Source organism: Roseovarius salis, assembly GCF_044472985.1.
In the GTDB taxonomy this organism is placed as follows: domain Bacteria; phylum Pseudomonadota; class Alphaproteobacteria; order Rhodobacterales; family Rhodobacteraceae; genus Roseovarius; species Roseovarius salis.
Map to the genome: position 1 here is coordinate 67,030 of NZ_JBISDG010000015.1, position 20,888 is coordinate 87,917.

At 65.6% G+C, this 20,888-nt stretch carries 20 protein-coding genes; 5 read left to right on the forward strand and 15 right to left on the reverse strand.

The window, feature by feature from the left end:
* Positions 1-5: 5 nt before the first annotated feature.
* From ACH13J_RS08160 to mbfA, 9 genes are all read right to left on the reverse strand, one after another.
* A complete protein-coding gene (locus ACH13J_RS08160; RefSeq protein ID WP_397542833.1) occupies positions 6-929 on the reverse strand; it encodes an alpha/beta fold hydrolase in 924 nt (307 codons plus the stop codon).
* Positions 926-1,843: an ornithine cyclodeaminase family protein gene (locus ACH13J_RS08165; RefSeq protein WP_397542834.1), complete on the reverse strand. Its 918-nt coding sequence runs from the start codon at positions 1,841-1,843 to the stop codon at positions 926-928. Before ACH13J_RS08165 ends, ACH13J_RS08160 begins: the two co-directional genes overlap by 4 nt.
* Entirely contained in the window at positions 1,840-2,460 is a 621-nt protein-coding gene (locus tag ACH13J_RS08170) for an HAD-IA family hydrolase (RefSeq protein WP_397542835.1), read from the reverse strand. Before ACH13J_RS08170 ends, ACH13J_RS08165 begins: the two co-directional genes overlap by 4 nt.
* Positions 2,461-2,469: 9 nt before the next feature.
* Positions 2,470-3,447, reverse strand: a complete 978-nt coding sequence (locus ACH13J_RS08175; protein ID WP_397542836.1) for an EamA family transporter — start codon at positions 3,445-3,447, stop codon at positions 2,470-2,472.
* Between the two features lie 65 nt (positions 3,448-3,512).
* Positions 3,513-3,968 (reverse strand): YaiI/YqxD family protein, encoded by a 456-nt coding sequence (locus tag ACH13J_RS08180; RefSeq protein WP_397542837.1) that lies wholly within the window; start codon positions 3,966-3,968, stop codon positions 3,513-3,515.
* Positions 3,965-5,413 carry a Si-specific NAD(P)(+) transhydrogenase gene (sthA, locus tag ACH13J_RS08185; protein WP_397542838.1) on the reverse strand — a complete coding sequence of 483 codons (1,449 nt, stop codon included), beginning with the start codon at positions 5,411-5,413 and terminating at the stop codon, positions 3,965-3,967. The genes ACH13J_RS08180 and sthA overlap by 4 nt, the downstream gene beginning before the upstream one ends.
* A gap of 3 nt (positions 5,414-5,416) precedes the next feature.
* Complete coding sequence (gene fghA, locus ACH13J_RS08190) at positions 5,417-6,250, reverse strand: S-formylglutathione hydrolase (RefSeq protein ID WP_397542839.1); 834 nt, start codon at positions 6,248-6,250, stop codon at positions 5,417-5,419.
* 60 nt (positions 6,251-6,310) lie between these two features.
* Entirely contained in the window at positions 6,311-7,243 is a 933-nt protein-coding gene (locus ACH13J_RS08195) for an AEC family transporter (RefSeq protein ID WP_397542840.1), read from the reverse strand.
* 139 nt (positions 7,244-7,382) lie between these two features.
* Positions 7,383-8,360, reverse strand: a complete 978-nt coding sequence (mbfA, locus tag ACH13J_RS08200) for an iron exporter MbfA (RefSeq protein ID WP_397542841.1) — start codon at positions 8,358-8,360, stop codon at positions 7,383-7,385.
* Positions 8,361-8,541: 181 nt separating this feature from the next.
* On the opposite strand from mbfA, the gene ACH13J_RS08205 reads away from it, so the two are divergent.
* The 3 genes from ACH13J_RS08205 (at position 8,542) to ACH13J_RS08215 (ending at position 10,073) form a co-directional block, all read left to right on the forward strand.
* Complete coding sequence (locus tag ACH13J_RS08205) at positions 8,542-8,700, forward strand: hypothetical protein (protein WP_397542842.1); 159 nt, start codon at positions 8,542-8,544, stop codon at positions 8,698-8,700.
* A 99-nt stretch (positions 8,701-8,799) separates the two neighbouring features.
* Positions 8,800-9,417 (forward strand): TetR/AcrR family transcriptional regulator, encoded by a 618-nt coding sequence (locus ACH13J_RS08210; protein WP_397542843.1) that lies wholly within the window; start codon positions 8,800-8,802, stop codon positions 9,415-9,417.
* A 23-nt stretch (positions 9,418-9,440) separates the two neighbouring features.
* Positions 9,441-10,073: a hypothetical protein gene (locus ACH13J_RS08215; RefSeq protein ID WP_397542844.1), complete on the forward strand. Its 633-nt coding sequence runs from the start codon at positions 9,441-9,443 to the stop codon at positions 10,071-10,073.
* An 18-nt stretch (positions 10,074-10,091) separates the two neighbouring features.
* Here the strand turns inward: ACH13J_RS08215 and ACH13J_RS08220 are convergent, their stop codons facing one another.
* The 3 genes from ACH13J_RS08220 to sseA all read right to left on the reverse strand — a co-directional run bounded on the left by ACH13J_RS08220 (position 10,092) and on the right by sseA (position 13,345).
* Positions 10,092-10,826 (reverse strand): substrate-binding periplasmic protein, encoded by a 735-nt coding sequence (locus ACH13J_RS08220; protein WP_397542854.1) that lies wholly within the window; start codon positions 10,824-10,826, stop codon positions 10,092-10,094.
* A 476-nt stretch (positions 10,827-11,302) separates the two neighbouring features.
* Positions 11,303-12,487 (reverse strand): aromatic amino acid transaminase, encoded by a 1,185-nt coding sequence (locus ACH13J_RS08230; protein ID WP_397542845.1) that lies wholly within the window; start codon positions 12,485-12,487, stop codon positions 11,303-11,305.
* Positions 12,488-13,345 carry a 3-mercaptopyruvate sulfurtransferase gene (gene sseA / locus ACH13J_RS08235; protein ID WP_397542846.1) on the reverse strand — a complete coding sequence of 286 codons (858 nt, stop codon included), beginning with the start codon at positions 13,343-13,345 and terminating at the stop codon, positions 12,488-12,490.
* A gap of 131 nt (positions 13,346-13,476) precedes the next feature.
* On the opposite strand from sseA, the gene ACH13J_RS08240 reads away from it, so the two are divergent.
* A complete protein-coding gene (locus tag ACH13J_RS08240; protein ID WP_397542847.1) occupies positions 13,477-13,851 on the forward strand; it encodes a hypothetical protein in 375 nt (124 codons plus the stop codon).
* 94 nt (positions 13,852-13,945) lie between these two features.
* Here ACH13J_RS08240 and smpB read toward each other — a convergent pair whose 3' ends face one another.
* Both smpB and ACH13J_RS08250 read right to left on the reverse strand, forming a co-directional pair.
* Positions 13,946-14,431: an SsrA-binding protein SmpB gene (smpB, locus tag ACH13J_RS08245; RefSeq protein ID WP_397542848.1), complete on the reverse strand. Its 486-nt coding sequence runs from the start codon at positions 14,429-14,431 to the stop codon at positions 13,946-13,948.
* A 119-nt stretch (positions 14,432-14,550) separates the two neighbouring features.
* Positions 14,551-15,897: a nucleotide sugar dehydrogenase gene (locus ACH13J_RS08250; protein ID WP_397542849.1), complete on the reverse strand. Its 1,347-nt coding sequence runs from the start codon at positions 15,895-15,897 to the stop codon at positions 14,551-14,553.
* A gap of 223 nt (positions 15,898-16,120) precedes the next feature.
* Between ACH13J_RS08250 and glmM the strand changes: the two genes are divergently transcribed.
* On the forward strand, positions 16,121-17,461 hold the full coding sequence (gene glmM, locus ACH13J_RS08255; protein WP_397542850.1) for a phosphoglucosamine mutase: 1,341 nt from the start codon (positions 16,121-16,123) through the stop codon (positions 17,459-17,461).
* Between the two features lie 18 nt (positions 17,462-17,479).
* Here glmM and ACH13J_RS08260 read toward each other — a convergent pair whose 3' ends face one another.
* Positions 17,480-20,623 (reverse strand): calcium-binding protein, encoded by a 3,144-nt coding sequence (locus tag ACH13J_RS08260; protein ID WP_397542851.1) that lies wholly within the window; start codon positions 20,621-20,623, stop codon positions 17,480-17,482.
* Positions 20,624-20,888 lie beyond the last annotated feature (265 nt).

Here is a 20,888-nt window from a genome sequence, read left to right on the forward strand (position 1 = left end):
CAAGCCTAGGGGGCCACGACCGGCCGCAGCCTTTCGAGCACACCGGGCGCATGGGTATAGGCCACCGCGTGTCCGGCGCCCGGGATCACCTCGTGATCCGCGTCGGGGTTCAGTGCCGCCAGCCGGTCCCGGCACGACAGCGGGATGACCTCGTCGGCCTCGCCCCAGATCGCCAGCACCGGAACACCCGCCGTCGCGACGGCGCGGTGCGCGTCGTCGTGGTCCTCGTCCAGCACCCCGCGCAAGGAGGACAGGATCGCGGGTGCAAATCCCCTCAGACGCGTCTCGGCGATCTGCAGGTCGACCATGCCCTCGGGCTGGCCTGGCAGGCCACGCTCGGCCTCGGTCGCGCGGCGCAGGCTCTTGGGATAGAAGCCCAGCGTCAGCCAGCGCCCCAGCCAGTCGTGATTGACCGCAAGCCGCGCCACCGGCCCCAGGTCATGACCCAGCCCGGCCGGCGCGATCAGCACGAGCCGGCGCAAACGGCCGGCGTGTTGCGCGGCGAACGCCGTGACAATGGCCCCGCCCATGGAATAACCCAAAAGCGTGACCTTGCCGGTCACGCCCTGGTCCTCCAGCAACTCGTCGAGCTGTTCGGTAAAGAACGCGCTGTCCTGCGCCCCGCCGGGACGGTCGGAAAACCCGCGCCCGTACAGGTCGTAGAGCAGGACGCGGCACCCCATCGCGGCCAGCCCCTCCGCGATAGGCCCCCAGACGAAGGAGGGCGTTGTCAGACCGTGCACGCATACGACCACCGGGCCGTCTGCGGGGCCCAGCCACCTGTAATGGGTCCGGCCACGGGATAGCCGGGCAAACTGCCCCGGCGCGGCCTCTCTCCGCGCGGCATTCATCCGGGGGCGCAACCCCTCGACGGCAAAGGGCCAGGCAACCACCGCCGTACCCGCCGCCAGCAGCAGCCAAGATATCACCGCGCCGCCTGCCACGCGTCGAGGATGTACCGGCTCGTCATCAGGTCGAGATGCGCGCCGCCGCCATTCTTGAACAGCGTGATCTCGTCGTCGCTTTCGCGGCGGAACGCGTCCGGTTCGTAGTAATCGGCAACGATCTCCTCGCGGGTGATCGTTCCTTTTTCCAGAGGTATCTTGAGTTCCCCGATGTGATCCAGCGTGGTGTCATAGCTGTCCACGAAAATACGCGCCCGCTTCAGCGCTACGTCGTCAACCTCGCGCATGTCGGGGCGGAAGGCGCCGATGAGATCGATGTGCTGACCCGGCTGGAACCATTCCCCCTTCAGGATCGGTTCGGTGGACATGGTGGCCGACGTGACGATGTCGGCATGCTTGACAGCGCGCTCCAGGTCGTCGGTCACCCGCAAACCGGGACAGTCCTCCGCCATTGCCTCGGCATTGGCGCGCGTGCGGTTCCATACGCGGAACCGCGCCCCCGGGAAAACAGCGCTGTACGCCTCGAACAGCGACCGGCCCACCGTGCCCGCCCCCACGATCAGGATGTTCTCGCTGTCGGGCCGCGCCAGCCGCGTGGCGGCGAACAGGCTGTCGCCGGCGGTTTTCCATTTCGTGACGAGGTGGAAGTCGATGACCGCCTCCAACTGCCCGTCCGCATCGCCGAAGACGCAGACCGCACCGTTGATCATCGGATTGCCGTTGTCGGGATTACCCGGAAAGATGGTGGCCGATTTGACCGCCAGCCCCATCCCGTCGATCCACGCCGCCCGGGACAGGAGCGTATCGGGATCGCGGTAGAGAAAGGTGTCACCGATCTCGGCCCGGGGCATCGCATGACCCGCCGAGAACGCGTCGCACAACGCACGCCAGTCCAGGTTGGTCTGGCCGTCCTCGAACGGAATCAGGGTTATGCTCATTGCAACTCCTCCGGGCTCAGCAGTCCTTGGTTGGCGAGAGCCTGCGCCAGACCATCAGGCCCGTCAAACAGGTGTGCCCGCCAGCCGCGTTCGCGTGCCGCGGCGATGTTGTCGGCGCGGTCGTCGGTAAAGAAGAGGCGGGAAGGCGCGATACCGCAATCCGCCTCCACTGCTGCGTAGATCGCCGGGTCGGGTTTCACCATCCCCATCTCTCCCGAGATGTAGCGGCGGTCGAATTCGGCGAGGAAGGGAAACTGTTTCTCGCTCAAGGGGAAATTCTGCGCACCGAAATTGCTGAGCGCGAAAACCGGCACGCCCTTGCACCGCAGCGCAAGCAGCAACCGGACGGAACCGGGGATGTCGGGCTGTGCGATATCGCACCACTTCCAGCGGAAGCGCAGCACGTGCTCGCGCCAGCGCGGATGCCCGGCCGCCGTGTCTTCGATCACCGCGGCGAATTCCTCACCCGCATCGATCCGCACCATCATCGCGTGGATGTCGATTTCGGCGAACATCTCGCGCCGGCGGGCCGGGCCGATGATGGAATCGAAATACTTCTCCGGCTGCCATTCGATCAGCACGTTGCCGATATCGAAGATAACCGCTTGCGGAACCATGCTTCGCTCCTATCGCCTGACCGGCGCATCGCCAGCCACCCTGCCCTTGCGCGATTCCCGCCAGACGAGATACAGCCCGCCGCCCAGGATCAGCGCGATGCCGGCCCACGCGATGCTGTCGGGCCACGTGCCGAAGACTGTCACGCCCCACATGATCGCCATCGGCATCGACACGTATTCGAACGGCGCCGCGAACGCGGCTTCACTCAGCCGGTAGGCCTGGCTGATGAGCAGCACCCCCATCAGCCCGCTGACCCCGAGCAGGAGGAACAGCCAGTAATCCCCCGCGGCGAGGGGGGCCCATTCCCGCACGAGGAAGTCGAGATCGGGATGGACAGCGCCCGCCAGCTTGCCATCGCCGATCCCGAGCCCGATCAGGGCGCTGATCACGAGAAAGGTCAGCTGGGAATAGACCGCCATCGTGGCCGCGCTTTCGGTCCCGCCGATCCGGCGGGCGATGATGTGCATCACGGCATAGAGCGTCGCCGCAAGCATCGGAAACAGCGAGGCGAGCTGGAAGGCCGAGGTGCCCGGCTTCACGATCAGAAGCACCCCGGCAAAGCCCACCGCGATTGCCGTCCAGCGGCGCGCACCGACCCGTTCCTGCAGGAAGATCACCGAGAAGACCGTGATCACCAGCGGCGACACGAAGAACACCGCAACCGCATCCGCGATCGGCAGCGCGGCAAGCCCGAGGAACAGGAACGAATTGGCAAACACGACGCAGACGCCGCGCACGGCGTGCGCGCCTGGCCGGCGCGTGCGGAAAACCACCGTGCCATGAAAGGGGAGGATCAGCAGCGCGAAGGCCGCAAGCGCCACGCAAGCACGGATGAACACCACCTGGTGCAGCGCGTAGCCCTCGGAAAGAAACTTGATCGCGACGTCGTTGAGCGAAAAACACATGGCGGCCGCGAACGCGCATAACGCGCCGGTCAGGTTCAATCTCTCTACCGAGGCCTGTGTCATCACGTCCCGCTCGCTCACCCCCGGCAACAAACGGGAGCGCGAGAGGATTGTAAAGCTTTCGATGACACGCCGGGGCGCCGCCGTCAGCCTTGTGCGGCCCGCGCCGCCTGCCGGAGTGCCCGCTCCAGCGCGTCGAGAAAACGGGCGCGGTCCGCCTTTGCAAAGCCCTTTCCGCCGCCCTGGCGGAACGGGTCGGCCGCGCGCAGGTCGGCCATCAGGTCGCGCGTGGCCAGCGCGTTGCCGACATTGCGTTCGGTCAGCGCCTCGCCATCCGGCCGCAGGACGCACGCGCCCGCCGCCACGCACCGGGCCGCCAGCGGGATATCGTTCGTCACCACGACATCGCCGGCACCGGCGCGCTCGGCGATCCACATGTCCGCCACGTCGGGCCCCTCGGGCACGATCACCGATTCCACGAGCGCGTTCCGCGCCGGGCGGATGCCGCCATTCGACACCATCCTGACGTGCACGCCGTGCCGCGTGGCGACCCGCTCCACCTCCGCCTTGACGGGGCAGGCATCGGCATCGACGTAGATCATGCCTTCCTGGCTTTCGCCTTCGTTTTCTCAGGCTCCCCCCTCACCTTGTATTCCTCCGGGATCGGCATCCGGTTGAAGGCGTCGAGCCCGGCGATCTTGTACGCCTCCGCCAGCGTGGGATAGTTGAAGGTATTGCGCACGAAGTAATCCACCGTGCCCTTGAGGTCGAGCACCGCCTGCGCGATGTGGATGAGTTCGGTCGCGCCCTCACCGACGATCTGCACGCCCAGAACCCGGCGTGTCTTGAGGCTGAACAGCATCTTCAGCATGCCGTGCTCCAGCCCCATGATGTGGCCGCGGCTGGTCTCGCGGAACCGCGCGACACCTACCTCGTAGGCGATTCCGCGTTCCTGCATCTCCTCCTCGGACATGCCGCAGGTGGAAATCTCGGGCACGGAATAGATGCCGTAGGGGAACCAGGGGCTTTCAGGCAGGGTCGGCGTGTCCAGCGCGTGGCAGGCGGCCACCCGGCCCTGTTGCAGCGATGTCGAGGCGAGGCTTGGATGCCCGATGACATCGCCGGCCGCATAGATGTGCGGCACGCTGGTCTGATAGGTCTTGCGGTCCACGTCCAAGCGGCCGCGGTGGTCGGTCTCAACGCCGACCGCTTCGAGGTTGAGCCGGTCGGTGGCCCCCATGCGCCCGGCAGCAAAGAGCAACATCTCCGCCCGCACATGGCGGCCATTGGCCATGGACACCTCGACATGCTCGCCCGCATCCTCGATCTTGTCGACGGCGGAGCCGAGACGCAGGTCCACCCCGTTGTCGCGGATCTGGTGGGTGAATTCCTCGATGGTGCGCCGGTCGATGAAATCGAGGAAGGTCTCGCGCGGCTCGATCAGCGTCACACGCACGTCGAGCGCGGAAAAGATCGTGGCGTATTCCACCCCGATGACACCCGCCCCCACGACGATCAGGCTGCGCGGGATCGCGTCGAGGTCGAGAACCTCGTCGCTGTCGACGACCGATTTTCCGTTGAAGGGCACGTATTCGGGCCGGTATGTCCGCGTCCCGGTCGAGATCAGGAACTTGTCGGCAGTGAGCCGCGTCACCTCTCCCGCCTCGGTCGCCACTTCCAGCGTGTGCGGACCGGTAAAGCGCGCCAGCCCGTTCAGCGTTTCGACGTGATTGCGGTTGAACTGGTGTTCCAGCACGTCGACCTCGTAATCGAGCGTCTGGTGAAGCCGCCCCTTGAGGTCCTGCGCGCCGATGTCCTGTTTCACCCGGTAGGATCGGCCGTAGAAGGTGCGCTCGCGCCAGCCGGACAGGTTCAGCACCGTCTCGCGCAGGGTCTTGGACGGGATGGTGCCGGTATGCACCGACACCCCGCCCAGCCGGTCCTTGCGATCGACGACGAGAACCCGGCGCTTTAGCTTGCCGGCCTGGATGGCGGCCGCACGGCCGGCTGGCCCCGACCCGATGATGATGAGGTCATAATGGCTCATGCCCTACCCCGCATACAACGCCTCGGCGTGGAAACCGACATGGTCCTCCATGAACGTCGAGACGAAGAAATAGCTGTGGTCGTATCCCGGCTGCAGACGCAGCGTGGCCTGCTGGCCGCGCGTCGCAACGGCATGGGCGAAATCGTGCGTGTTCAAAAGGTCGAAGAACTGGTCCTTGGTGCCGGTGTCGGTCAGCACCGGGCCGTCAAAGCCCCGCTCGCGCATCAGCAACGTCGCATCATGGGCGGCCCATTTGCTCTCGTCCGCGCCAAGATACGCGGTGAACTGTTTGCGCCCCCAGTCGGATCGCGTCGGGTGACAGATCGGCGCGAAGGCCGAGACCGACCGGAATCGTCCCGGCAGCCCCATGGCCAGCGTCAGCGCGCCGTGCCCGCCCATCGAATGGCCGGAAACCGCCTGGCGCTCGGCGTCGATGGCGAAATTGGCCGTGACAACGCGCGGCAATTCCTCGGCGACATAATCCCACATTGCGAAATGCGGCGCCCACGGGGATTGGGTGGCATTCACGTAGAACCCCGCGCCCTGTCCAAGGTCGAAAGCGTCGTCATCGGCCACGCCCGCGCCCCTTGGGCTCGTATCCGGGAACACCAGCGCGATCCCCTGCTCGGCCGCCCAGAGCTGCGCACCCGCCTTGACCATCGCGTTCTCGTGCGTGCAGGTCAGCCCGCTGAGATACCACAGCACCGGTACGGGGCCGTCGCGGGCCTCCTCGGGCAGGAAGAGCCCGAACGTCATGTCGCAGCCGCAGGCGTCCGAGGCGTGGGTATAGACCCCCTGCACCCCGCCGAAACAGGCGTTTTCGGAAACGGTTTCCATGTCGTGTTCCTTTCTTTTCAGCAGCGCCGCGACTCGCGCCAGCCCGTCGCGGCCAATCTGTCAGTAAAGCGTCCGCACCCACCCGATCACCAGCGACACCGTGACCACCGCCAGCGCCGTCGAGATCAGGATAGAGGCGGAAACGCGCTGTGGTGCAACGCCGTAGTGCTGGGCGAGTATGTAGACGTTGCCCGCCACGGGCAGCGCGGCCGCGGCGATCATCACTGCCGCGCCGTAACGCTCCACCGGGAACAGGTAAAGGGCGGAGATCGCCACGAAAAGCGGGTGCAACAGCAGCTTGCACCCCGAAAGCCACCCGGCGACGAACGGGCGCTCGGCGGACTTGCCCGCCAGCGATGCGCCGATGGCAAAGAGCGCCCCGGGCGTGGCCGCCCCGCCAAGTGTCTCGAGGAAATCGTTCATCACGCCGGGTATTGGCAGCTGCAGCGCGGACCAGCTGAGCCCGGCGACGATGGAGACGATCATCGGGTTCTTGAGAAGCCCCATGCCCACGGTGCGAAGGATGCCCGTGCTCATCGCGCCGTCGCGCGAGCCGGTGACGAGGATCACCACGAGCGAGCCGAAAACGATCAGGTCGACCGACAGAACCAGCATCACGGGCCCTATCGCCGCCTCCCCGAGCAAGAGGGTCAGCATCGGCACCCCCAGAAAGCCGACATTGCCGATGACCGCGCACTGCGCCTCGATCGCCGCCTCCTCGATCGAGATGCCACGCAGGAACGCCACGAACATCGCCAGCCCGTAAACGAACGCCGTCGCCCAGAGATAGGCGGCGACGAAACGCACATCGAAAACCTCGGCGAACGACAGGTTGGCCGAGAAACGGAAGAGCATCGCCGAAAGGGCGAAGTAGAAGACGAACTTCGTCAGCCACGCCGTGGCCTCTTCGCTGAAAAACCCCGTTCGCCCGGCCCCGTAGCCCAAGCCGATGATCAGGAAGAACGGCAGCGTCTGGAGAAAAACGTTCAGCATCCCCGGCTTGTTAGCACGCCGTGACGACGGGGCAAGCGCCAAAGCACGCGCCGGGGCTGCCGCGGGTATCGTGTTTCACCCGGCCAGAATATCCTTGGGACCGGTTGGAGACAGGCCTGGAAGCGGGGCAACCCGCGTTCTATCCACTGCCGATCAGAACCCCCGCAGCGAATACCAGCGCCCCTCCGAGAACCACCTGGAACGCGGCGCGGAAAAACGGGGTCTCCATGAAACGGTTCTGTATCCACGCGATCGCCCAGAGCTCGACGAAGACGACGGCGATGGCCACGATCGTGGCGGTCCAGAAATCCGGGATGAGATAAGGCAGTGCATGCCCCAGCCCTCCCACGGTGGTCATGACACCGCTGGCCAGGCCGCGCTTGAGCGGGCTGCCCCTACCCGACAGCTCGCCGTCATCGCTGGCCGCCTCGGTGAACCCCATCGAGATCCCGGCGCCCACGCTGGCCGCGAGCCCGACGATGAAGGTGGTCCACGTGTCCTGCGTGGCAAAGGCGGTGGCAAAGATGGGCGCAAGGGTTGAAACGGACCCGTCCATGAGACCGGCCAGCCCCGGCTGCACCCATGTCAGCACGAACTGCCGCTTGGAGGTACGCTGCTCGGCGGTGCGGGCCTGCGTATCGAGATGCTCCTCCTGCAACTCCACGGCGCGCGTCTCGTGACGGGCTTCCGCCGCCGCCAGATCGCCCAGCAACTTGCGCGTGTCCGCGTCGCTGGCCCGCGCCGCGGCCTTCAGATAGAATTTCTCTGCCTCGCGCTCCATCGCCTCGGCCTCTTCGCGGATGCGCTCGATCCCGAGGTTTTCCACCAGCCAGACAGGCCGTCGCGCGTAGTATCCCGCGACATGTTCGCGCCGGATGAGCGGGATTACCTCTCCGAACCGTTTGCGGTGCAGGTCGATCAACCGCGTGCGATGCGTGTCCTCCTCGTCGGCCATGCCGTCGAAAACCCGCGCGCTATCGGGGTAGTCGCTGCGCAGGCGTTCGGCGTAACTTCGGTAGATGCGGGCGTCGTCTTCCTCGGAGGAGATCGCGAGCGCGAGGATTTCCTGCTCGTCGAGGTCGCTGAACCTGCGGCGCGCGGCAAGTGCTGGGATCATGGACTCCTCCTTTTTAGAATGATTCTAGAATAATGATTATGCGAGAGCCTGCAAGCCGATCCGTGCGCGATATTCCGGCGCGGAACATCGCACTGAACCGATCGGTTCATTTTCTCTTGCGATCTGAACCGAATGGTTTACTTCTAGAAAGTGAACCGATCAGTTCAGATGGAGTCCGGCGATGACACGTCCTGCACCCCTGCTCGTCCTTGCGCTCTCCTTGGCCGCCGGCCCGGGCGCCGCGCTGAGCATCGACATGAGCAGCCTCACCCCCACCCTGACCTATCCCGCACCGGACACCGCGCCGGTCAACGGGTCCAATGCCGACAGCCGGGACTGACCGGATCGCCGCGCCTTGGCACCACACCTCCCGCGCCGTCAGGCTTGCGGGGTGGGCCCGTGCCCGGATAGGGTAGATTGGCAATTCCGGGGGGCGCGCATGCCGGCCATGGCCGCTGAAATCAAGAAGGGGCGCAAGTTCGACCAGGTGATCGAGGGTGCCCGCGAAGTGTTCATGCGCGACGGCTACGAGGGGGCCAGCGTCGACGAGATCGCGCGTGCGGCCGGCGTTTCCAAGGCGACCCTGTACAGCTATTTCCCGGACAAGCGCCTGCTGTTTTCCGAGGTCGCCCGGATCGAATGCAACCGCCAGGCCGACGAGGCGCTGGACGTGCTTGGCAACGAGGCCCCTATCGAGGACGTGCTGAAGGAGGCGGCGCGGCGGATGGTGGAATTCTTCCTGTCGGATTTCGGTCAGCAGGTTTTCCGCATCTGCGTGGCCGAATCCTACCGCTTCCCCGAGCTGGGCAGACGGTTCTATGACTCCGGCCCGGCGATGGTGCGCGACCGGATGACCTCGGTGCTCAAGCCGTATGCCGACAAGGGCATCCTGGAAATTGACGACATGGATCTCGCCGCCAACCAGTTCGGAGAGCTGTGCAAGAGCGACCTGTTCGTGCGCAGCCTGTGCGGCGTCTGCGGAGAGGTGCGCCAGTCAGACATAGACCGCGTTGTGAACGGCGCAGTCGACATGTTCCTCGCACGGTACCGTGCCTGAGCAACAGGAGTTCACGGCGTGCAATGAAAGTGACCGGCCGGCTTTCGATCATGATGCTCGCCCTCGGATGGCAGACAAACGAGAGTCTGGCCTTTGACAACGCAAAGTGGTCCCAAGCCTGTCAAAGGGCGCTGACATCAATTGATCCCTGCGATTTGACGGAAACCTACATCCGGTTTTCCTGTGATCGCGTTGCGGAAAAGTCCGTTGATTCGAGGATGGCCAGAGAGGAAATAGAGACCACGATCCGGTCTGCGTGCGAGTCGAAGGCGGCGATGGACGGGCGCGATGAGGACGCTTCATCAAGCGAACCATACGCCGCGCCGCCCGGCGCCTGCGTTATTACGACGGCTTGCGCGGAACTGGGCGGTTTGGACGATGACTGCTTCGAGCTTTCTGCTCTCAGGCGTTTCCGCGACCGATACATGGCCGCAAGACCTGACAGGGCGGATCTTGTTGCGGAATATTACAAGAAATCGCCCATCCTTCTCAGGGAACTGACGCTCACCCCGCGGAGAGAGCGAATTCTTGCAAGAGCATACGCGATGTACGTGCTTCCCGCGGCGTTGCTTGCCGCCGCTGGTATGGATGAAGCATGCTTCAGACTCTATCGCCGCGGCATGAGCTACTTGTCTCATGCCGCGGCCGCGGCATGACTGCCGGCACTAGAAACGCTACAGGTGCTTGGCAGCCAGCGCCCTGAACGTCTCGTCTTTCCGCAGGCCGATCAGTCCCTTGTTGAGCCTCAGCAATAGGACGCGCGTTCTCGGGTTCGACTTCAGGCCCACCGCGTGAAGCGTCTGGACGGTCGCGAGGTTGATAACCTCTGCCACCCGGTCCCGGATTCCCAGCTCCGTAACGACCCGGTCCGACGTATCGGCATTGACCGTGACCATATCAACCTCGCCGCTCGCCAGGCGTTCGAAACAATCGGTCGGATTGTCTCCGGCGACGCGCACGACGGCCGGCGGAACGAGACCCATTACCTCGAGGTCATGCGTGAAATAGCCGCGCGGACGGCATATCGTCATGCCTCTCGCATCCGATGGTGTGCGGATCGAGTCGGCCGCATTGGCCGACGTATAGAACGTGACGACGACCTCGTGCAGCGTTTCGGAAAACCGCAGATTGTCGCAACGCCATTGCGACGCTTCCTTCAGCTTGTTGCTTTGCGAGCAGTCGGGTTTGAACCACGGAAAACCAAGGTCATATGCCCCGTCAGACAGCAACGGCTTGAGGTGTGAGCCCCAATCGTTGATCACGTCGATCCTGTAATTGGTGTCCCCCGATTGATACTGCATGGCCCGATTTATGAGTTCGGTGCTGAAACCGCCCTCGGGCAGCCCGGCATCGACATAGGGTGGATACTCCGACCCTGTCAGTATCTTGATGTCAGAGGAGCTGGGCACGACGATCTCCTCCAGGGTGGGTGTCGGATTCCCCCCCTCGATACACGGGACATAGAGCTCAACCCCCACGGGCACTGCGCTCGGGCTCGTCAATACCCCCGGATTATAGTCGAAAATCGACTGGTACGCCGTCGGGCGCCCATATGCGCGCTGCGCGATCTTCGACAGGTTATCCCCGCTTTTTGTGACGTAAACCTGATCACACCTTAGCCCTTGCGCATGTGCAATTGATCCGATCAATCCCGCAAGGGCCAACACGAATATCCCAAGTACCCTCATTATAGCCTCCTTGAAAAAAATAATAGTTTAATGGTTCAACATGGCCTGATTCGTGTCAACACGACAGGGCGTTCACGCCCGGTGTTTTGAAATGGCGTTCAATGCCCACGAATGCGTGGACAACACCCCAAAGACCGGGGCAATGGCGCAGCCGATATGAACCTCGCGCGATATCACGCCTGACGGCAGAATGCCGGTCAGCCACCCGCCTCGACAATCGCCTTGGCCAGCACCGGCACGGTCTGCTTGTTGAGGCCCGCGATGTTTATGCGGGAATCTCCGACCATGTATATGGCGTGGTCCTCGCGCAGCTTGTCGACGAGTTCGCCGCTCAGGCCGAGACGCGAGAACATGCCGCGGTGCTGCGCGACGAAGCCGTAACGGTCAGACCCGGTCAGGCGCTGCATTTCCGCGGCCAGCTGTTCGCGCAGCTCGAGCATCCCGCGCCGCACGTCCTCCAGCTCGGACATCCAGTCGGCGCGCAACTCGTCATCCGTCAGCACCAGTGAAACCAGCCGTGCGCCGTGATCGGGCGGGAAAGAATAATTCTGGCGGTTTAGATGGGCCAGGTTACCCTGAACCACCGTTTGCCGGGCCTTGTCCCGGCTCACGGCCATCAGCAGGCCGGTGCGCTCGCGGTAGATACCGAAATTCTTGGAACAGCTCGCGGCGATCAGCGTCTCGGGGCACCCCGCCGCCACGGCGCGCGTCGCCATCGCATCCGCGTCGAGCCCGTCACCGAAGCCCTGGTAGGCGATGTCGATCATGGGAACCGCGGCCTTGGCGTTGATCAGCTCGATCACCGCCTTGAACTGGGTGAGGTTCAGGTTGGCCCCGGTAGGGTTGTGGCAACAGCCATGCAACAGGACGATATCGCCCGCCGAGACTGCCTCCAGATCCTCCAGCATCCCGGCGAAATCCACCGCGCACGTCGTCGCGTCGAAATAGCGGTAGGGCACGGTTTCCATGCCCAGATGCTTGAGAATGCTCAGGTGGTTGGGCCATGTCGGGCTGGATACGAAGACGCGCGCGCCGGGGTTGGCCATCCTGACCAGCTCGAACGCCTGGCGCACAGCGCCGGTGCCCCCCGGCGTGGCGACCGCCGCCACCTCGTCGCGGCCGACCGCATCGCCCAGGACCAGCCCGGTCATGGCGTCGACAAAGGTCGGGTCACCGGCCAGCGCAGTGTACGCCTTGGTGGTTTCCTCGTCCCACCATTTACGCTCGGCCCGCTTGACCGCCCGCATGATCGGGGTGACGCCCTCGGCGTTCTTGTACACCCCGACGCCGAGGTCGATCTTATGCTCGCGCGGGTCCTCGCGGTACATCTGCATCAGTTGCAGGATCTTGTCGGCCGGCTGTTCGTTCAGCTTCTCGAACATTCATTCGTCTCCCGTGGCAACGGGCACGGTCGGGTATGCGCCCCATTCCGCCCAGGACCCGTCATAAAGCGCATGGTCGGTCTTTCCGATCCGTTCAAGCGCAAGGTTGATGATCGCGGCGGTCACGCCGGAACCGCAGGTGGTGATGACAGGCTTGTCCAGATCGGCGCCGGACTCTTCCAGGACACGCCGGAGGTCGTCCGGTGATTTCATCGTGCCGTCAGCGTTCAGAAGATCGCGGTAGTGGACGTTCCTGGAACCGGGTACGTGCCCGGCGCGCAGCCCGGGCCGCGGCTCGGCCTCCTCGCCGCGAAACCGCCCTGGCGAGCGTGCGTCCAGTATCTCGTAATCGCGCAGCTTGGACGCGGCCGCGACCTGCGTGACGTCCTTGACCAGATGGTTCTGGCGGCGGGCGGTAATGTGCCGGTCGCGCATGATGGGCGCCATGTCCTCGACCGGGCGGCCCTCGGCAACCCATTTGGGCAAGCCGCCGTCCAGAACGGCGACGGTATCCTTGCCCATCAGCCTGAACAGCCACCAAACCCGGGCGGCCGAGAACATCCCGTGCGCGTCGTAGACGACGACATGGTGCCCGTCGCCAACGCCCATGGCCCGCATCCGCGACATGAATTTCTCGACCGGTGGCGCCATGTGGGGAAGGTCAGAGCGGCTGTCGGAGATGTCATCGATGTCGAAGAACCGGGCCCCCGGGATATGGGCCCGCGCATACTCCGCCCGCGCGTCGCGGCCCTCGTCCGGCATGAACCATGTGCCGTCCAGCACGCGCAGATCCGGGTCGGACAGGTGTGCGGCCAGCCATTCCGTGGAAACAAGGGTCTTCGGATCGTCCTGTGCCATGTGGCCCCCGCGGCTCTGACTGTCATGTGCCTACATCCGCGGGCCGCGAAGGGCAAGACCGCGCGGCCGGCTGCATCCGTTGCCCGGCAGGGACGGGATCACCCGGTGTCAGGACCTTTGCGGAGGTGGACGTGCTACAGCAGCACGGCGACGGCCCCGCGGCCGGGGCGCGTTATTTCCAGACGCGGCAAACCGACAGCCAGCATACGGCAATCACGCCGTTTGACCATGCAGCAAGCCTGACGGTGGAGACCGTGGAGGGCACGCCCGTTGCCCGGCGCCACATGGAGTTTCGACAAAGCCGGGGCGGCACCAGTATCATCGACCGTTGGGATCTCGCGACGGGACACCCCAGAGCAATGGAGCTTCTTGCGGTGCGCAAGATCAGGCGGGCCGTCGCCTCGAACCTTGGAAAGCTCAAGCTCCTGCTAGAGACCGGCGCGGTGCAGCTCCAGGACGGTCGCCGCGTCTCGGTCGGACGGCTGGCGGCAACAGGGGCGGGCTGATCACCGCCAGATCATCGGTTTGTGCCTTGCAGCGGTAACGTGCGATCTGGCCGGTCCCGCGGTTGCGGCAAGGGGCACCGGCCGCGAACGCTCGCTACCCGTGCTCCTTGAGCAGGCGCTGTTTCTGGCGGTTCCAGTCGCGCTTGGCCTCTGTCTCGCGCTTGTCGGCCTTCTTCTTGCCCTTGGCGATACCGATCTTGATCTTGGCGATGCCGCGGTGGTTGAAGTAAAGCACCAGCGGCACGAGCGTGAGCCCCTTGCGCTGCGTCTCGTTCCACAGCCGCGCGAGCTCGCGCTTGGAGACCAGCAGCTTGCGCCGGCGCCGCTCCTCGTGGCCGAAGGTCTTGGCCTGCTCGTAGGGTGCGATATAGGCGTTGACGAGCCACAGCTCGCCGTCCTCCACCGCGGCATAGCTCTCGGCGATGTTGGCACCGCCCTGCCGCAGCGATTTCACCTCGGACCCTTCCAGCACGATGCCGCATTCGAGGTCGTCCTCGATCGCATAATCGAAACGCGCGCGGCGGTTCTCGGCGACCACCTTGTAGTTGGGGTTGTCCTTGCTGTTCTTAGGCTTGGCCATCGCTGTGTCCTATCGGCGGATGCGGTCGCTGTCCAGCAATCGACCAGATAAGGTGTCCCGGCACATCATGGAAGGCGGCTGGTACACCCGCGCCCGGTGCGCCGCCGCGCGCCTGCCCGTCAGCCCTGCGCGTCCCCTTCATCGTCTCGGCGGACAAACCCCGCGCGACCGACGCTGTCATAGGCCGCAAAGCCGGCGCGCCTGGCGTCCTTGACGGAATAGATGTTGCGCAGATCGGCCAGCCGCGGCGTGGCCATCTTGCGCGCGATGCGCTTCAGGTCGAGCGCGCGGAACTCGTTCCACTCGGTCAGGATCACCATCAGGTCGGCGTTGTGCACGCATCTATAGGGGTCGTCGGACCATACAACCCCGGGCAGAAGCGCCTCGCCCTCGTGCCGGCCCTGCGGATCGCAGACACGCACCTTGGCCCCGCCGCCCACAAGGGCGGGAACGATGGTCAGCGACGGCGCGTCGCGCATGTCGTCGGTATTGGGCTTGAAGGTCACGCCGAGCACGCCGATCGTCTTGCCGTTGAACGACCCGTCGCAGAGGTCGAGCAGCTTGTCGATCATGCGGCGCTTGATCTCCTCGTTGACCGAGATCACCTTCTCGGTGATCTGCATCGGCAGGCCCTTTTCCTGCCCGATGCGGGACAGCGCCTTGGTGTCCTTGGGAAAACAGCTGCCGCCATAGCCGGGCCCGGCATGGAGGAACTTGTTGCCGATCCGCCCGTCCAGCCCCATGCCCTTGCTGACAGACTTGATGTCGGCCCCGGTGCGCTCGCACAGTGCCGCGATCTCGTTGACGAAGGTGATCTTTGTCGCCAGGAAGGCGTTGGCCGCGTATTTTATCATCTCCGCCGACTCAAGGTCGGTGGTGATGATGGGAAACTCGCGCAGGTAGAGCGGGCGGTAGATTTCCGCCATCACGTCGCCCGCGCGTTCCGTCTGGACGCCGACAACGACGCGGTCGGGCTTCATGAAATCCTCGATCGCCGCGCCCTCGCGCAGGAATTCGGGGTTGGAGGCCACGTCGAATTCCAACTGCGGGTTCGCCTTTTTCACCGCCTGCTTGACCTGACGGTTCGTGCCGACCGGCACGGTCGACTTGGTGACGATCACGACGTAATCGCGGGCCGCGCGCGCGATTTCCTCGGCGGCGGCCATGACATGTGTCAGGTCGGCATGGCCATCGCCGCGGCGGGCGGGCGTTCCCACGGCGATGAACACCGCCCCGGCGCCGTCGATCGCCTCTGCCAGCCCGGTGGTGAAGGAGAGCCGCCCGGCCGCCACGTTCTTTTCCAGCAGGCGGTCGAGCCCGGGCTCGTAGATCGGCACCTCGCCGCGCTCCAGCCGCGTGATCTTGTCCGGGTCGCGGTCGACGCAGACGACATCATGCCCGAAATCGGAAAAGCAAACGCCCGACACCAGCCCGACATACCCCGTGCCGATCATCGCGATTTTCATGGGGTTCCCCTTTTGCCGCCCGACGTCATCTTTTTATCTTTTTGCGCCCGCGGACAGGCCGCGTCAATCGCACAGCGCGGGCACCGCGCGGCGGGCGTGCGCCTCCTTGGGCGGAAATCCACATATGGCGGGGTGCTTGCGATTGGACAGGCGCGCCGGGGACGGGTATTTATCCTGACGGGCGCGGGCCCGAGGCAGACCATAAACAGAAAGGATGCGCTGCATGGCCGACAAACTGTTTGGCACCGACGGCGTGCGCGGACAGGCGAACAGCTGGCCCATGACAGCCGAACTCGCGCTCAAGCTCGGGGCGGCGGCGGGCCGGTATTTCCGCCGGGACGGCAAGGATCACCGCGTGGTCATCGGCAAGGACACGCGCCTTTCGGGCTACATGATCGAGTACGCGCTGACGGCCGGGTTCACCTCCACCGGCATGAACGTGTTCCTGCTGGGGCCAGTGCCGACACCCGCAGTGGGATATCTGACCCACGGGCTGCGCGCGGATGTCGGCGTCATGATCTCGGCCAGCCACAACCACGCGCATGACAATGGCATCAAGCTTTTCGGCCCTGACGGATTCAAGCTGTCGGACGAGGCCGAGGCGGGGATCGAGGCGCTGATGCAGAACGGGATCGAACTGGCCCCTCCGGACAGTATCGGCCGCGCCAAGCGGTTCGAGGACGCGCGCGGGCGCTACGTTGAATACGCCAAGACGACCTTTCCCTACCGCAGGCGGCTGGACGGGCTGCGCATCGTGGTGGATTGCGCCAACGGCGCCGCCTATCGCACTGCACCGTCGGTGCTGTGGGAACTGGGGGCAGAGGTGATCCCCATCGGGGTGGACCCTGACGGCTACAACATCAACGAGGGCTGCGGTTCCACCAACCCGCAGGCCGCGGCGAAGAAGGTGCTCGAGACCCGGGCCGATATCGGCATCTGCCTTGACGGGGACGCCGATCGCGTGGTGCTGGTGGACGAGCATGGCCGCGTGGCCGACGGCGACCAGATCATGGCGCTGATCGCCACGCGTTGGGCACGCGAGGGGCGGCTGGCCGGTAACACGCTGGTCGCCACGGTGATGTCCAATCTCGGGCTGGAGCGGCATCTGGAGGCCAACGGCATCGCGCTGGAGCGCACGCAGGTCGGGGACCGCTACGTGGTCGAGGCGATGCGCGCGGGCGGCTACGCGCTCGGCGGGGAACAGTCGGGGCATATCGTGATGACCGACTACACGACCACCGGCGACGGGCTGATCGGCGCGCTGCAGTTCCTTGGCTGCATGACCGAGACGGGCGCCCCCGCCAGCGAGCTGGCGCAGGTCTTCGAACCGGTGCCGCAGAAACTGGTCAACGTGCGCTACGAAAAAGGCAGGACGCCGCTGGCCGCCGACGCCGTGCAGGAGGCGATCGCGAAAGGGGAACAAAGGCTCGGCAGCGACGGCCGGCTGTTGATCCGCAAGTCGGGCACCGAGCCGCTGATCCGCGTCATGGCCGAGGCGGTCGAACCCGCACTTCTGGACGACGTGCTGTCAAGCGTGGTCGACGCGGTGCGCACCGCCAGTTGAGCGCGCCCGCGGACGGGATCAGCCGAAAACAAGCACCGTGTCGAGCGCATCAAGGTCGCTGTATCCCCTGAGCAGGATCGTGTCGCCGCTGTCGAGGCGCAGCTCGATACCGTTGCTGGTCAGGTGGGCGTGCTCCTCGACGAACTCCGTTGCGGCCATGGGTTCGTCCAGCATGTCGCTGCCGATCAACAGCACATCCTCGCCCGGGTCAAAGTCAGCAACCACGTCCGACCCGTCACCGGCACGGAATACGAAGACATCGCTGCCGGCATTGCCGGAAATGGTATCGTCTCCGCCACCGCCCCGCAGCCGGTCCGCGCCATCACCGCCGCGGATGACGTCGCCGCCAGCGCCCGCGCTTATCACGTCGCGCCCCGCGCCGCCGGACAGCAGGTCATCGCCGGCGCCGCCGATGAGCGTATCATGCCCGCCCTCGCCGCTGAGCGTGTCCGCGCCCGCCCCCCCGTTCAGCCGGTCACGGTCCGCGCCGGCGCTAAGCACGTCGTTTCCGCCCTCGCCCAGCAGCACGTCCCGCCCGGCTTCGCCGAAAAGCAGGTCATCGCCCGCGTCCCCCATGAGCGCATCCTGCCCGTCCCCTCCGCGAAGCGTATCGGCGCCCGTGCCGCCATTCATCCTGTCATTCCCATCACCGCCCCTGAGCGTGTCGCTACCGTCGACGCCCAGCAGCACATCGTTCTGATCGCCCCCGACGAGCAGGTCATCGCCGTCACCGCCCTTTAGCGTGTCGTTGCCCTGCTGACCGTTGAGCGTGTCGTTGTCAGCCGCCCCGATCAGGCGGTCGTCCCCGGCCCCGCCCAACATGCGATCTCGCCCGTCGTCACCGAACAGACGGTCCGCACCGGTCCCGCCCCTCATCACGTCGTCGCCACCGTGTGCCTTCAAGATATCATCGCCACTTCCCCCGACCATCAGGTCGCTACCACCTCCGCCGAGCAACCTGTCGTGGCCGTCACCCCCCAGCAAGTGATCGTTTCCGGCCGCCCCCATCAGCGTATCGTCGCCGCCGTTCCCCTCCAGCACGTCGTCGCCCACCTGGCCGGCCAGCAGGTCGTTGTCGCCTTCGCCAACGACCGTGTCATCACCGTCGCCGCCAAGGAGCCGGTCATCGCCCGCCCCGCCCCGAAGCGTGTCCTGACCGTCGTTACCGCGCATGCTGTCAGCCCCCGTCCCGCCGAGCAGCAGGTCGTCATCGACCCCGCCCAGCAGGACGTCACGGCCGGTATCGCCCACCAGCCGGTCATCCCCGGCGCCGCCGATCAAGCGGTCGTTACCCCCGCCGCCGCGGATGAAATCCGCGCCCGTCCCTCCGAACAGCCTGTCCGCGCCCGCCCCGCCGAACAGCCGGTCATTGCCCGCGCTGCCCTTGAGCAGGTCAGACCCGGCCTGACCCAACAGCTTGTCCCGGCCCCCGCCGCCGACGAGGATATCGTTGCCGCCGCCAGCCTCGATCGAATCGTTCCCGATCAGGCCGAACAGCCTGTCCTCGCCGGCGCCCCCGGCAAGCGTGTCACGCCCGCGCCCGCCGCGGAGGACGTCATTACCGGCGCCCCCCTCCAGCACGTCGTTGCCGCCGAACCCGGTCAGCGTGTCATCGCCATCGTTTCCGCGGATGGTATCGCCCTCGGCCGTGCCCGGTATTTCGTCGTCGCCGGGAGATCCGGTCAGAACGCCGGACTCCGACGGCAGGCGCCCGTGGTCGATGCTGAGATCCACCGCCGCGCGCACATCGTCAGGATCGAGCGGGGCCCCATCGGCACTCTTCAGGACGATGACTTCGTCCCGGTGACGTATCACCGCGCCGTCCGGTGTCTGCCGGATATCGAGACGGTTCGCATCGTAGAGAAAACGCATGCCCGACAGGTCGAGAACATCCCGGTCCGGGTCGAAATCGGTGATCCTGTCCCTTTCTCCGTCGCTGCAAAGAACGAAGCGGTCGGCCCCCTCACCGCCGGTCATATCGTTCACACCGGCACCATCCACGAGGATGTCGTCCCCCGCGCCGCCGGCGACCGCGGCACCGGCGTCAGAGGCGATCACCGTCTCGCCGCGGTTGGATATATCGGCGCTGAGCACGACGAGGCCCTCGCCATCCTCGGACGCCGCGAACACCCGGAGCTGCCCGCCTTCCACGGCGATTTCCAGCGCCGAGATATCCTCCAGCCCGGCCACGACGGTTCCCGCGATGCTGTCGACATGCACGAGGCGGCCATCGGGCAGCAACTCGAACAGGCTCAGCCCGCCATCGGCCCCGCCCGCGACGACGTATGCATGACCGCCGGCGGAAACCACCTCGACTTCCTGCACGTTGCCGAACCGCGATTCGCGGGTGTCGAGCACGTGATCGGTCGGGGTCAGGGCACCCGTCGCGTCCAGCCGCATCACGCTGAGGGCGCCGCTGGCCCCGTCCGCCGGGCCCGAGGCCACGATCACGTAATACTGCCCGCCGATCTTCGTGATCTCGACATCGGTCGGCACCATGATGCCCAACCCTTCGTCCGGGCCGATCTTTGTGCCGGCGCGCGGGCTGGCGCCGTCGAGATTATAGGATGTGATGCCCCGCTCGCCCTGGCTCGCGACCACCAGCACGTCACTCTGCCCGATACGTGCCGTCGCCACGTCGCCGACCGCCGCCGCGTGCGTCTGGTCGGTGTCGTTCACCACGCGCTCATTCACGAGCCTGCCGTCATCGGAGATCCCGTAGATGGCAAAGCCGTCCTGCCCCGTATGGGCGAGCACGATCTCACCCGAGACCGTCTGCGCCATGACCCCGGGGGCCGTCCCGAAACCGGCCCCGGCAACATCGACGGAATTGAAGATGCTCCCCGCGCCACTCAGCTCGTAAGCAAGCAGGCCATCCGTGACCACGCCGCTGACATGCACGGTTATCGCGTCGTCTTCGGTCATCGCGGTCAGGTTCGGCCCGGCCCCCGTCACGCCGGAGGCGACGAAGAATTCACCGTTCGCGTAACGCGGCAGGCCGGACGCGGGCACGGTGAAGACGGCCAATCCGCCATCCGCCCCCGCTCCAGATACCGACAGCAGGATCGGCCCGTCGGGGCCGACCACGTACTCCAGATCGCTGATCGCGATGTCGAGCGGTTCCTGGCCGGTCTTCACCGTTCCGTCGATGCGCAGCTCCATGCCCAATACCCCTCATCCACGCGCAGGAGCATGTTCGGCTCCGTACAAGGCCACTCGGGGGAGGCATTTTGGCAACAGGGTGGAGCACGCCGATATATTTAATAGAGCTGTGCCGTTTCTCTTGACGCTTCGTTCAGAAAGCGGGTTGAATCATGGATCAAGGGGTGGCCGGTCACGAGATCGCCGCCCGGTCGGTCACGCGCCGCCAGTCGGTGCCATCCGAAAAGGCCAGCACCGCGCCCCCGGCCTCGTCCGACACGAAGAT